The organism is Cyanobacterium sp. HL-69 (assembly GCA_002813895.1).
Lineage (GTDB): Bacteria > Cyanobacteriota > Cyanobacteriia > Cyanobacteriales > Cyanobacteriaceae > Cyanobacterium.
The window spans coordinates 2,687,885-2,700,487 of record CP024912.1 but is presented as its reverse complement, the minus strand read 5'-3'; the positions used below and the strand labels follow the sequence as shown (position 1 = coordinate 2,700,487).

The window sequence follows — 12,603 nt, the reverse complement described above, 5'->3', positions numbered from 1 at the left end:
CCATCTACGATCAAAAATCATAAACTGTTCCCCGTTCCCCATTCCCTATTCTGAAATTGTTAACATTCTTGTACATTTTGGGAAGAAAACCAAATCAGGTTAAAATGTAGTTGGGGTAAACAAACAAACCATGTACGGAGGTTTCGTTATGACAACATTAACATATACCGACAAAGATTTCGCAGCTATGACCATGGAAGATGTTGCGCAAATTGCGTCAAGGTTAGAAAATGATGATTATAAGACTCCCTTTGAAGGTTTACAGGATTGGCATAAACTAAGGGCGATCGCATTTCACCGTGAAGATTTAATTGAACCTTACTTTTATCTCCTCGACATTGAAGCCTATGACGAATCATAAAGGATTTTTAGAATCTTTTAAAGACAAAAAAATTTTAATCTGTATTGGGGGAGGCATCGCTGCATATAAGGTATGCACTGTTATCTCCCAATTGTTTCAACAGGGAGCGCAAGTTGAAGTTATCCTCACCGACTCCGCCCAACAGTTTATTACTCCCCTCACAGTTTCCACCCTCGCCCGAAAACAGGCTTACACCGATGCCGATTTTTGGCAACCTATTCACCCTCGCCCCCTACACATTAGCTTAGGAGAATGGGCCGATTTAATTTTGATTGCCCCCCTCACTGCCAATACCCTTGCTAAGTTAGTCCATGGCATGGCAGATAACCTTTTAACGAATACGGTTCTTGCTTCAAATTGCCCCATAGCAGTCGCCCCCGCTATGAATACGGAAATGTGGCTACAATCGACGGTACAAGCAAACTGGGAACTTTTAGGGCAAAATGATCGTTTTTTTCCTCTCCACACCAATACGGGCTTGTTGGCGTGCGATCGCACTGGACAGGGAAGAATGGCAGAGTCGGAAGAAATTATTTCCGCCCTCGAATCGGTGATACATACTGGGGGAAAACAAGATTTAAAGGATAAAAATATCTTAATTAGCACGGGAGGCACAAGGGAATTTTTTGATCCCGTACGCTTTATCGGTAACCCTTCCACAGGTAAGATGGGCATAGCCTTGGCTATGGCTTGTCATCATCGGGGGGCAAAGGTTACTTTGGTGGGTGCAAATGTTGCCCCTGAGTTGTTAAAAAATCTTCCCCCTCTACAATTTATTGATGTGACTACCGCTGAAGAAATGGAAAAAGCCATGGTGAATAATTTTCCCCATCATCATTGGGCAATTATGGCGGCAGCAGTGGCGGATGTAAAACCAAGGGAGTGTTATAAAACGAAGCTGAGTAAGGGCAATTTGCCTCCCTATATAGAATTGGATATGGTGACGGACATTGTGGCGAAGTTGGGCAAAATGAAGCAACCTGAACAACTTTTGATTGGTTTTGCTGCCCAAACGGGGGATATTGTTACCCCTGCACTGGATAAATTAAATCGTAAACGGTTAAGTGCGATCGTTGCGAATCCTATTGATAAAATAAATGTAGGATTTGGCACTGATACCAATGAGGCGATATTTATTACTGCGGATGGGCAAAAAACAACCTTACAACCATCTTCAAAGTTTTACCTTAGTCATCAAATTATTGATTTGATTTTGGGGCAAGTGGCTTAAATTTTGAGATGTCTAGCAAAGGCAAAAGATGTAAAAAATTCGCATTTTGTTATTAACCCATTTCTTTGATGTCTTCTAAGGTTTTCCAGCCTGGTAGCCATAAATCTCTATCTTTTAATTGTTTAGCATTTATCCAAAAACGCACATTATCATCGCAGGATGCTGTCATTTCGGCAAACACCCATTTATCTTTATTTTTACGGTTAATTACTTGAAAGTGTCTCCAGCCCCAAGTTTGTTGGGTGGATGTCCATTTTGAGCCTAAAAGATGAGGAAATTTTTGTTTTTGAGCCACGGATGATTAATTGATAGTTGATAATAAAAAAAGTTAATTAACTTAAATTCGGGATAACTGATATTCGAGTAATCCTTTATGAGAAGATAATCTCTTGCCAATTATTTCTACACTTTTGTTATGGACTCACTAATGTCTATTCCCCATTCTCCATTGTTTAAGTCATTGGTGCTATACAATAAATTTTAGCTATCTTATATTTTAAATTTTATGGTTTCTACTTTTTTGTTGACTATTTTATTAATGATCGGTTTATTTTTCTTTATTCGTGCTAGTACCAAGGATAGAATTGAAGTTGTAACTCTTCGTTGTCCTGAAAGTGAGGATAGTATTTTGGCATATCTTCGGGATTACTTTCAACAAAGATCTTACCAAGTAAAGGCGATCGATGGGGAAAGAAATAAGGTTACTTTGGAGGGTTTAGTTTCTCCGAGTATCTTTTTGGCTGCCCTTCTCAGTTTTTTGGCCGGATGTGGTTTATTTTCTTTTTCCCTTGTCTTACAAATGTTATTTCACCCTGAAATTAACTGGTTTCTCGGCTTAATTATTTTATCTCCCGTAGCTGGTTTCTTTTACTGGAAAGGTTCTAAACGAGTGGAAGAAGTCGCTTTTCGCATTGATAATGTTGTTGATGAGGAGGAGAAAAAGGAAACTGTTTTTACTATTCAAGCCCATCGGGATGAGTTGATTAATTTACAAACTTCTTTCCCTTTTAATTATGAGGTAAAGGAAGCATAAAAAAAGGATGTTATATTTAACACCCCTTCTTATTCTTTTGGGGAGAATTTCATGGTTTTATTTTCCCCTAAATTTATTTTTATTTTTTACTAACTATAAATTAAAGTAAACCAGTGTTAGTACCTTGTCTGCCAGTTACTAATTGTACTTTAACAATGGAACCACCCATTTTTTGAATTCTTTGTTGCTCTTTGAACCAGTTATCGTAGGGAACTAATTTGGTGAAGTAGGTGTTTTGTAATTCTCTTTGGGTTCTGATTCTGGTTTGACTTGGTACACAAGCCGTTACTTTAAACATTCTCATGTGAGGTAGTCTCCTTGGTTTGTGGAAAAATTTATTAAGCGGATTTTTTTTATATTGAGAGAGATATATATAATTCTTTCTTATGCAATGAAAAGCTACGGTTAGGAGCCAAGAGTCAATACTAAATTAACTAAACGATGAAGTCAAACTGGCACTTACTCCTGACTTTCCTAACCTGTGGGTTAAGGTTTTACCTTATCTATCTACAAGCCTTAAGTCTTAGCTTAAGCCAGAGCAGATATAGTCGAAGTAAACACCCATTTCTTTACCAGCGTCAGCACCTACTAAACTAGCGGTTACTTCTTTCATAGCTTGGATAGCTTGAACGGTGGAACTGATGGGTACTCCTAGGGAGTTGTAGGTTTCTTTTAAACCGTTTAATACGCGCTCATCTAAGATGGAAGCGTCACCAGCTAACATAGCATAGGTGGAGTAACGAAGATAGTAGTCTAAGTCACGAATACAAGCAGCGTAACGACGGGTGGTGTACATATTTCCACCTGGACGGGTTACGTCAGAGTATAGTAAGGATTTAGCTACAGCTTCTTTTACGATGGTAGCGGCGTTAGCGCTGATTACGCTAGCGGCACGAACACGGAGTTGACCACTTTGGAAGTAGCCTTTTAATTTGGTTAAAGCGGATGCGTCAAGGTATTTACCTTGTACGTCGGAGGAGTTGATTACTGCAGTAATTGCGTCTTGCATGGTTATTTTCCTTTCTAATTAATTGACTTTGTGTTAGTTTTGCAGGACTAAAAGAATTTTAGACTCGATAGGTTTACGGATTTATGAGTAAAACCTATTGTAATGCTCCGACTACATAGTCGAAGTAGGAAGCTGCTTCTGAGGTGTCTTCTGCAGACATTAAGGAAGTTGCAACTTCTTTCATTTCACGTACACTTTGAGCTACTGCGCCGATGTCAGTACCTAAAGATTTGTACATTTCTTTTACGCCAACTAAGCCAATTTCTTCGATGGGGGTAACGTCACCAGCTACTACTCCATAGGTGATTAGACGTAGATAGTAGTCCATGTCACGTAAACAAGTAGCGGTCATTTCTTCGCCGTAGGAGTTTCCACCAGGAGAAACGATGTCAGGGCGTTTTTGGAAGAGGCGATCGCCAGCTTCTTTGATGATGCGCTCACGAGAATCAGTTAAGGTTTGAGCGATTCTTAGACGGCTTTCACCAGAAGAGACGAAGGACTTGATTCTGTCTAGTTCGCCGGGGCTTAAATAACGTGCTTCTGCGTCAGCATTCACGATGGATTTCGTGACGATACTCATTTATGGATTCCTCCAAGTAAATTAATTTAGATAGTTTTTTTTTATTAAACCAGTTTTTTGATGTTTCTGGTATTTAAATTTTGTTTGACTTTTCAGGGTCAATCTGAGAACCAGTATAACTTAATGTTGTTATATTGATTAGCTTTGTTTATTTGGTTGGGATTGTTATGTTCCCTTCCGAATGTTATTGTGCAGTATCAAGTATCATTTTTATTCATTTTCTTAATACTTTTTAACAATTAGTAAGGGGAACAGGGAATAGGCAATGGGCAATGGGTTAAATAATTGACAATTTATAATGGAGAATTGATAATTCTTACCTGTTGCTTTTTCCCACGGAGGCAATTAAATCAGTCCTTCAAATTCTAATTCTTCGATCATTTGTAAGCCCCTAGGATCTCCTAATTTGAGCAAAGAGCTTTTAGCGTCTTCTTTTACTCCTAAGTCTTCGTCTTCCACTAGGGCTTCGATGAGGGCATCTATGGCGGTGTTATAGACTACGTTAAAGGGTAATTCTTGGCATAGTTTGCCCACTGTCCAAGCACAGTTACTACGCACAGCGGCGATCGCATCTTGCCGTAAAGTAGTAATTAAGGAAGGTACGGAGGTGATAATGTCTTCGTAGTTCAATTTGGCAATATTAGCGATACTACTAGCCGACCAAAGACGCACGGCAGCTATATCATGTTTGAGGGCATGGAGTAATGGTTGGAATGAAGTGCGATCTCCACTATTCCCCAAAGCCCACACCACTCCTTTACGTACATAACCATTCCAATCATTCTGAAGGGTCAAAATAAGGGGTTGTACTGCAGATGAATCAGTGTTTCTACCTAACGCATAAGCTGCACTAACCCGTATCAAGGGACAATTATGATTTAAACGTTCCACTAGCAAAGGAACAGCCCTAGAATCAGAAATTTCACAAAAAGCCCTTGCCCCCTCAATTTGTTCTTGTAAATTGTCGCTAGATAACAAACCCAGCATCACATCAGGATCTGGCTTTTCGGGTTCGTTATCCTCGATTAAATCTAAAGGATCGAGGTTATCAAAATCTATGGCAGTGTTACTTAAGCTAGAGTCATTCATATGAAATAATGATACATTATCTTAATGCACAGGTAAACAGTTTTAAGTGTCTATTACTACTGAAGTTAATCATTGTACCAGAAAGTATAAATCTGCCATTGCTTTGGGCAGTAATTTGGGAAAAAGTAAAGATACTTTACAAAAAGCGGTGGAAATTATCCAATCGGCCCCCCAAATCGATTTAATCCGATGTTCTAGTTGGTATCAAACTAAGCCCATTGGCCCTGCCCAACCCGATTACATTAATGGTTGTATTACTATTAATACTTCTTTTAATCCCTCTGAGTTATTGTCTTTTCTACTCAAAATTGAACAAAAATTTGGTAGGGAAAGAAAAGAAAAATGGGGTGCGAGAACCCTTGACTTAGATCTTATTTTATATGATGATTTACTCATTGATTTACCTAATTTAAAAGTTCCCCATATTTTGATGAGAGAAAGAGCTTTTGTCCTAATTCCTTTGGCTGAAATTGCTTCCCAATGGGTTGATCCTGTGACAAACTTAACAGTGCAAATATTAAAAAATAATCTTAATTATAGTGATGATGATATTATCAAATTATCTGATGATTAAATCTTTAGATATTTATCAACATAATAACTTTAAAATCTGACTAATTACTTATATATAAGATAAATAAGATTAGCAATCTTATTAAAAATTGACATATTTACAAACTATTGACTATCAAATAAAATATTTATGGATAAATTATTACGAGGCTTAAATATCTATTTAATTGGGATGATGGGTTCAGGAAAAACTACTGTAGGAAAGTTTTTAGCTCATAAATTAGAATACCGTTTTTTAGATACTGATAATACTATTGAAGTGGTGGCTCAAAAAAGTATTAATAAAATTTTTGAGGAGGATGGAGAAGACGTTTTTCGCACTTTAGAAAATCGAGTTTTAGGGGAAGTGTCTAGTTATCTACATACTGTAATTAGTACAGGGGGAGGTATCGTTTTGAAAAGCGATAATTGGGCTCATTTACGAGATGGTATGGTTATTTGGTTGGATGTGCCTGTGGATATTTTGGTGGATAGATTACAACATGACAACACTAGACCTTTGTTAAAGGACACTGATTTACAAGAAAAATTAAGTAATATTTTAGAGCAAAGAAAAAGTCTCTATCAACAGGCAGATATAACCATTTCGGTTACTAGAGACCAATCTACGGATGATATTGTTACAGAAATTATTAGAGTTATTCCTAGTAAGGTAAAGCCTGAATTTAATCCTAATTTGAATTGATTGATCAGAAACATTAGTTCCATATTATGCTTATCAGTTTAGCTCTATAAATCTCCCATAATTGGGAGATTTAAAAAACTAAAGTATTAAATTATTTCATGGATTTAATATTAATATTTAAAGTTATTTTTAATAATAGATTTATCTTTGAGTGATAATTATTTTATCTCCAATAACTGCATTTCTTGCCACTAAATTTCCTTGGCTATCTTGGAAATTAATTTTATTAAAATAAAGCAGTCTGCCAATGTCATAAACATCATTGACGAAATTATCTTGTTCATTACTATTCATTTGATACCAATTTTGAGTAAGGGTGATAAGAAGATTGTTTTCACTAAAATTCGCTTTTAGATTAATAATTAAATTTTTACCGTATTTATCAGTAATTTGGTCAATTTGCTCTTGAATGTTATCGTATAATGTTTGTTCGATAGTAAGGGCGCTAACGGTTTTTTGTTCGATAATTATTTCTACTTCTTTATCGGGAATTGGTTGTTCAATTTTTTCTGGTTGAGGGGGAGTATCATCAGCAATAATAGCGGGGGGAGTTTCTACTATTCCTTTTTGGGTGGAATTATTGTCTAGTGATTTTTCTATGTCAGGTTTATCGTTAACGACATTTTCCTTGATATTTGTTTCTGAGTTGATGATATTTTCTGTTTTTGTTTGATTGTCTGGGGTGTCTATGTCGGGGGGATTTTGCTTATTTGGGGGTGTTTCGATGGCGACAATCTTTGTTTTATCTTCACTATTATCTATTTCTAGGTTGGGGTTGATGAGAGTCCAGCATATTCCCAAGATAATTATAATTGAAACAAGGGCGATCAGACCAAAGGTCTGCCACTTTGTGAGCGCTCCTAAACGAAAATCAAAATTAAGTCTTTTTTTGCGAGAGGGTAGGTTTTCGGGAACATTCTTTGGTATAGTTTCAGAATTATCTTGAACTTTAAAACGGGGAGCAAGTTTAATATTATTAATTAAGTTGTTACTAGACTCGATAAAAGTGTTAGTAATTTCTATGGTGGGAAACTTTTGTATTTCTGATTGATTAATTCTTTCTAGGGTTAATTGTAGTTTCTTTATAGTCTTTTTTAAACTAATAATAGTCTCTTTTATCTCTATATCAGCAGGTTTATTCTCTGGTTTTTGATTATCCATTAATTTTATAAATATAAATTAGATTTTAAGATAGTTGTTGTTTTAAATTAGATAAAAATTCAATTTTGGTCGTATTGTAGCTAGGACATGAAAAATATTATTCAACTTATCATTATTAATTTATCATTATTTTTTATCTGTGTGGGTTGTTCCTCTATTTCTGCTCCCCTAGAATTTGCCCCGCCTCCTTCTATAGTTGAAAAGGCGATCGCCCTTACCCTACAATCAAGCTATAATAATTTAGGTGATCAATTAAAGACAAAACCAGCTACATTTGAGCTTAGTAAGATAGATGTTAAACGCATAGAATCAAGAATAATTTATAATTTGTCAGTTTATCATTTAGAAGGAATCTATAACATTAAACTTAAACTAAATAACAATAAAACAAAAACCATTAAAAACGAATTTCAGTTAGATATAGAAAGAAGAAAACAAGGAGAAACTTGGAGATTATTAAAAGAATATAAAGAAGATGGAGAAGACAAATATTTTGCTTATCAAATAAACTAAAATGTAAGCTATTTTACATCACGACCTGAATCTATCCCCTACCATGGAATCAGTAATAGGTGAATAGTTTAAATAAAAACTTCAGTTCAAGGAAAAAATAGAGTTATGGAGATATTGTCTTTAGAACATTTACAAACCCACGGAGTTAAAGCAGAAGAAATACAAAAAGGTCTTAAAATAAAATGTTTTGGCAAAAGTTTCCTCAGAAAATCTGATGTCCCTAAAAGATTTAGAGAAAAAGCTCTATTTCTTTCTGCTGAATTGTTAAGTAAGGGAGAAGAAAGTTTTGTCACTGAAACTAAATTTTCCTATACCGTATGGATGGAAGAAAAAGTGGAAGTGATGGGCAAAAAGTTTGTGCCTTCTAAGCAGGTAAATAGTGAAAATAATAGAGTAATTAACGACAACAATAATAGTCAAAAATTTTCTAGTCAAAATTTCCGAGCTTCAAATAAAAAAATAGTTAATAATACTAACAGGGAAGAACATATCATGAGTGCTAGTATTACAGAGCTAGAGAATAATGTCCAATGGAATATTAGTGTTCGTGACAAAAATTCCCCTACTACCACAACCCCAAGTTCTCCTCCTCAAAGAAAAGTTCAAAGTTATGAAACCTATCGAGGGGCAGCCTTTATTCATGAAGAAAAAGAAGAAAGTATCACAAAAATAAAGAAAAAACCGAAAACCTATAGAGGTCAGGTATATTAATTTTTGCTATAAAATACTTCTACCAACTAAAATTTTTCTCACTTCTAGCATGGCGGAATAGGTGGGAATTATGTATAGTGTCTGATTTTCGGGAGTAATTTTTAAAGCTTCTTCTATGGCTTCAGGTAGATTTTCTTTGACAATTAAATTCAAGTCACTGTCTATATTATCTAGGCTATATTTCAATCTTAGGGACATATCATAAACCCTGTCTCCGCTAACCACTATATTGCCTCCAGACTCCACTAATTTTTCAGTATCTACATCCCATATCCATGATACATCGGTACCATCTGGAGTGCGATCGTTTAAAATCATCATAGTGGTACAGTGGGGGTTAATTTTTTTCAGGTCATTTACTGCCCTGATAGTTTCATTCATGCCCACAGGATTTTTAGATAGAAGAATGCGAATATGCTTATTATTAATGGTTAATTCTTCTGCTCTACCAAAGGCTGCTTTAAAGTTAATAATAGTTTGATTAATTACTTCTTTTTCTACTCCCACAGATTGGGCTAGTAATCCAGCGGCTAAAGTATTATATTTGTTGTAAACTCCGATTAAAATTTGTCCCCACTCTTGGCTATTTACGTTTAATTTACTCTTAGTAAATTCACATTTTGGGCAGTCATAGTCTCCCAGATGAGAAAGGTAAACCCCTTCATAGTCAAGGAAATGACCACAATTTGGACAATAAATAGAATCTACTGCATGGGGAATTTCTTCTAAGTATAAATCTCTTTCATTTAAGCCGAAAAAGAGAACTTTTTTATCAATATTTTGCCCTAAATAACAAAGGGTAGGATCATCTCCATTAATAACAATTGTAGTCGCTTGGGATAAAGGTGCGATCGCCTCTTTCCACCGATAACTAATAGTATCAACTTCCCCATAACGATCTAATTGATCTCGGAATAAATTTAGAGCTAAAATATGGCTAGGGTTGCACTCCCTTAACACCAAAGGTAAAACATTTTCATCTACCTCAAGAATGGCATAATCCGCCTCTATTTTTCCCCATAGATTACTATTATCAATCAAACAAGTAACCAAACCATTGATTAAATTGGCCCCCGTGGAATTGTGAATTACCCTATAACCATCATTTTGCAAAATTTCCTTCAACAAAAGAGAAGTAGTCGTTTTGCCATTAGTACCAACTACCAAAATTACCCCTTTCTTAATCTGCTTTGACAAAACCGCCAATAGACGAGGATGGAAACGTCTAGCAATAGCCCCCGGTAAAACACTCGCTGCCCCCAAACCCAACAGACGCACTGTGCCAGTGACAATTTTTGCCGTTGCTACCGCCAAAGCCAAAGGAAACTTAACCATCAATATTGCCCCACTCTCCAAAATCAAAAAAATTAATTTATTAAATACCTAACACTAATAACCATCACCTAAATTATTCCCTAACGCTAATTAACTATTGCTAGGAATAATATCAAGATAAGCATCAAAATCTTTGAGGGCTTCAAAATATTGAGCCTCTGCTGCATTATAGTTTCTTTCCTTGGCGGCAGCATCTATTCTTTCAAAATGACTAAACAACTCTCTAGCAAGGTTTTGAGCAGATTTTTGATCTTTTTGAAGTAAACGACTAGAAGCATTCGCCATAGACTGACGTAAGCCCCCTAAAGGACCATGAATAAAGGTTCTGGTATCTACCCAATTTTCAGTTTTAATAAACTCTTCGAGGGTAGCCATTTTCTCCCGTGCTTCGGCGATGGGGGCTCGGTATAATTGTAGTTGCTCAATTTTTTCTGGGCTATAAACTGTAGGAATTTTGGCTTTAGTAGGGCTACTACAACTGACTAATAAAGTAGTAACCAGTACCAAAAGAAGGGATAGAATGGGACGTATTTTTTTCATCATCTTGTTTTTATTAACGTTCATTAAAATTTTGTTCTCTGATTATTTTCTCAGAATTGCTACGATTAGCCAAGTTTATTTATTTTGTTGGTGAAATACTTCCATCGAATAATATCCTAGAAAGGTAGAGTGGGTAAAAAATATTATTGTTTTGGAAATTATGATACATTACCCTGCCAACATTTTTTATAGTGACAAGTTTTATTAATATTAGTGTCTAATAAAATAGATAAAATAAACTTTAGAGTTATTCTATAAGGCTATTTGAAAAGACTATTTTCCTTAATTTGTTTTTCAATGTTATCGATTTCTTGTAACAGATTAAATTTTTTATAGCTTGAAAAAGTTTGTTTTAACTGATTCATTAAGTCATCTCTTTTTGCTTTTAATATTTTCATCTTATTTAATCTTACATAATCAATTTTAGAACCTAATTTTTTCTTTAGGTCATTTAATTCATAATCTACTTCTATTTCTGCCCATCGATGCTCCCATGATAATTGTGCTAAGGTGGGGTCAACTTCCGTCATAGCTTCGTTATAGGCTTCTAAACATAAAACTTTGTCTTCTATCCTAGAATAAGTTTGAGTAAAAGACTCTGGGCATGTCTTACCGTTATCAAACATTCTGGCTAAACCATATATTCCTAAACCTAAAATTCCGCCAGAAAAAGCCATGGCACCAATTCCCACTCCTAACGCTGTGCCACCCATCGCTATACCTATGTTTCCTATGGTTTGATGGGTTGTAATTCCGCTTAAAATCCCTACACAAGTGCTAACAGTTGCAGAGGAATCTTTTGTGTTGATGCCATGAATACAACCATACAAAGCCCCACCTGTGATAAAACCTAGCCCTGCGGTTGAGCCTAATCCTAAGCCTATACCTCCAAAACTTCCCACTATACCGATGCCCCCCATTGTCGAAGGAATACAACTACCTGCGATCGCACCTGTAACGGGAAATAAAACTTGTTTCATTACCTATATAATCACAAATCTATTAACGACTGTTGTAAATCTTGGGTTAAATCAAGACTATTTCGTTTTGCACTTTGAGAAGAAGAACAATATTTTTTGACCATTAAAGGCTTACCAATGTTAACTTCAACACTTGCTCCCCTTTTGGGTATCTCTTGATCATAAGTGATTTTAACTGGTAAAATTTTTGTAGCTACTTCTGGTTTTACCTCCTCAGTGTCGAGGGCTATTTTAGCAACTCCCCTTTTTAAGGGTTGTACCTCCTTGGTGCGAAAAATGCCCCCTTCAGGAAAAATAACTACCATTTCCCCTTGACATAACAACTCAAAACTATATTTTAAACTTTCAATGCCTGGATGCTCTGTATTAACAGGAAATCCTCCTAGACGACGAATAAACCAACCCTGTATTCCTTTCATTTCGTTGGCAGATACCATAAAATGTGGATTTCTACCACTGGACAATCTACCTACCGCATAGGGTACTATGATAGCATCCCAGCGAGAGCGGTGGGTGGGTGCCACGATTACTGCCCCATCGGTGGGAATATTTTCTTGCCCTGTAATAGTTACTTTTTTGAAGAAAAAGGGAAGGAGTAATTGTTTTCCGAGGGGATAAACTATTTTACTAAGCCAAGGGGCTACTTCTGAGATAATGGTTGGAGAGTGGCTATTAGCAAGTAAATTTGTTAATTTTTGCTCATTAATCATGGTTTTTTATTAATTTATTATTCTCTCTAGCTTAAAACTATTATTAATTTCTTTGGCTATGGCGGTGACAGTTTTTTGATTGTCTTTTTTTG

17 protein-coding genes are annotated in these 12,603 nt (G+C 35.8%); 7 read left to right on the top strand and 10 right to left on the bottom strand.

Annotation, left to right across the window (positions count from 1 at the left end; translation table 11 throughout):
* Window positions 1-148 precede the first annotated feature (148 nt).
* Together isiD and coaBC are read left to right on the top strand one after the other, a co-directional pair.
* Window positions 149-361, top strand: a complete 213-nt coding sequence (isiD, locus tag AA637_RS12525) for a protein IsiD (protein ID WP_069789382.1) — start codon at window positions 149-151, stop codon at window positions 359-361.
* The gene (gene coaBC, locus AA637_RS12520; protein ID WP_446683036.1) at window positions 348-1,592 is read left to right on the top strand and encodes a bifunctional phosphopantothenoylcysteine decarboxylase/phosphopantothenate--cysteine ligase CoaBC; all 1,245 of its coding nucleotides are present in this window, start codon (window positions 348-350) and stop codon (window positions 1,590-1,592) included. The genes isiD and coaBC overlap by 14 nt, the downstream gene beginning before the upstream one ends.
* Before the next feature lie 52 nt (window positions 1,593-1,644).
* On the opposite strand, the gene AA637_RS12515 is transcribed toward coaBC, so the two are convergent.
* Window positions 1,645-1,887 (bottom strand): TIGR02450 family Trp-rich protein, encoded by a 243-nt coding sequence (locus AA637_RS12515; RefSeq protein ID WP_446683035.1) that lies wholly within the window; start codon window positions 1,885-1,887, stop codon window positions 1,645-1,647.
* 210 nt (window positions 1,888-2,097) lie between these two features.
* Here AA637_RS12515 and AA637_RS12510 point away from each other — a divergent pair, with 210 nt between their 5' ends.
* The gene (locus tag AA637_RS12510; protein WP_446683034.1) at window positions 2,098-2,625 is read left to right on the top strand and encodes a cofactor assembly of complex C subunit B; all 528 of its coding nucleotides are present in this window, start codon (window positions 2,098-2,100) and stop codon (window positions 2,623-2,625) included.
* Between the two features lie 100 nt (window positions 2,626-2,725).
* Here the strand turns inward: AA637_RS12510 and AA637_RS12505 are convergent, their stop codons facing one another.
* The 4 genes from AA637_RS12505 to AA637_RS12490 all read right to left on the bottom strand — a co-directional run bounded on the left by AA637_RS12505 (window position 2,726) and on the right by AA637_RS12490 (window position 5,303).
* Window positions 2,726-2,929 carry a phycobilisome linker polypeptide gene (locus AA637_RS12505; protein WP_069789311.1) on the bottom strand — a complete coding sequence of 68 codons (204 nt, stop codon included), beginning with the start codon at window positions 2,927-2,929 and terminating at the stop codon, window positions 2,726-2,728.
* Window positions 2,930-3,148: 219 nt separating this feature from the next.
* On the bottom strand, window positions 3,149-3,634 hold the full coding sequence (gene apcB, locus AA637_RS12500) for an allophycocyanin subunit beta (RefSeq protein WP_069789310.1): 486 nt from the start codon (window positions 3,632-3,634) through the stop codon (window positions 3,149-3,151).
* Between the two features lie 94 nt (window positions 3,635-3,728).
* The gene (locus tag AA637_RS12495; protein WP_069789309.1) at window positions 3,729-4,214 is read right to left on the bottom strand and encodes an allophycocyanin; all 486 of its coding nucleotides are present in this window, start codon (window positions 4,212-4,214) and stop codon (window positions 3,729-3,731) included.
* 345 nt (window positions 4,215-4,559) lie between these two features.
* On the bottom strand, window positions 4,560-5,303 hold the full coding sequence (locus AA637_RS12490; protein WP_446683033.1) for a HEAT repeat domain-containing protein: 744 nt from the start codon (window positions 5,301-5,303) through the stop codon (window positions 4,560-4,562).
* 46 nt (window positions 5,304-5,349) lie between these two features.
* Here AA637_RS12490 and folK point away from each other — a divergent pair, with 46 nt between their 5' ends.
* Window positions 5,350-5,877: a 2-amino-4-hydroxy-6-hydroxymethyldihydropteridine diphosphokinase gene (gene folK, locus AA637_RS12485; RefSeq protein WP_446683032.1), complete on the top strand. Its 528-nt coding sequence runs from the start codon at window positions 5,350-5,352 to the stop codon at window positions 5,875-5,877.
* Between the two features lie 129 nt (window positions 5,878-6,006).
* Complete coding sequence (locus AA637_RS12480; protein WP_446683031.1) at window positions 6,007-6,561, top strand: shikimate kinase; 555 nt, start codon at window positions 6,007-6,009, stop codon at window positions 6,559-6,561.
* 141 nt (window positions 6,562-6,702) lie between these two features.
* Here the strand turns inward: AA637_RS12480 and AA637_RS12475 are convergent, their stop codons facing one another.
* Window positions 6,703-7,722 (bottom strand): hypothetical protein, encoded by a 1,020-nt coding sequence (locus AA637_RS12475; RefSeq protein ID WP_446683030.1) that lies wholly within the window; start codon window positions 7,720-7,722, stop codon window positions 6,703-6,705.
* A gap of 87 nt (window positions 7,723-7,809) precedes the next feature.
* On the opposite strand from AA637_RS12475, the gene AA637_RS12470 reads away from it, so the two are divergent.
* Both AA637_RS12470 and AA637_RS12465 read left to right on the top strand, forming a co-directional pair.
* Complete coding sequence (locus AA637_RS12470) at window positions 7,810-8,235, top strand: hypothetical protein (RefSeq protein ID WP_446683029.1); 426 nt, start codon at window positions 7,810-7,812, stop codon at window positions 8,233-8,235.
* A 105-nt stretch (window positions 8,236-8,340) separates the two neighbouring features.
* Entirely contained in the window at window positions 8,341-8,946 is a 606-nt protein-coding gene (locus tag AA637_RS12465; protein WP_446683028.1) for a hypothetical protein, read from the top strand.
* Between the two features lie 6 nt (window positions 8,947-8,952).
* On the opposite strand, the gene AA637_RS12460 is transcribed toward AA637_RS12465, so the two are convergent.
* The 4 genes from AA637_RS12460 to AA637_RS12445 form a co-directional block, all read right to left on the bottom strand.
* Window positions 8,953-10,281: a MurT ligase domain-containing protein gene (locus tag AA637_RS12460; RefSeq protein ID WP_446683027.1), complete on the bottom strand. Its 1,329-nt coding sequence runs from the start codon at window positions 10,279-10,281 to the stop codon at window positions 8,953-8,955.
* Between the two features lie 90 nt (window positions 10,282-10,371).
* Window positions 10,372-10,821 (bottom strand): photosystem II protein PsbQ, encoded by a 450-nt coding sequence (gene psbQ / locus AA637_RS12455; RefSeq protein WP_446684590.1) that lies wholly within the window; start codon window positions 10,819-10,821, stop codon window positions 10,372-10,374.
* 260 nt (window positions 10,822-11,081) lie between these two features.
* The gene (locus tag AA637_RS12450) at window positions 11,082-11,801 is read right to left on the bottom strand and encodes a hypothetical protein (protein WP_446683026.1); all 720 of its coding nucleotides are present in this window, start codon (window positions 11,799-11,801) and stop codon (window positions 11,082-11,084) included.
* Window positions 11,802-11,812: 11 nt separating this feature from the next.
* Entirely contained in the window at window positions 11,813-12,511 is a 699-nt protein-coding gene (locus AA637_RS12445) for a lysophospholipid acyltransferase family protein (RefSeq protein ID WP_446683025.1), read from the bottom strand.
* Between the last annotated feature and the right edge of the window lie 92 nt (window positions 12,512-12,603).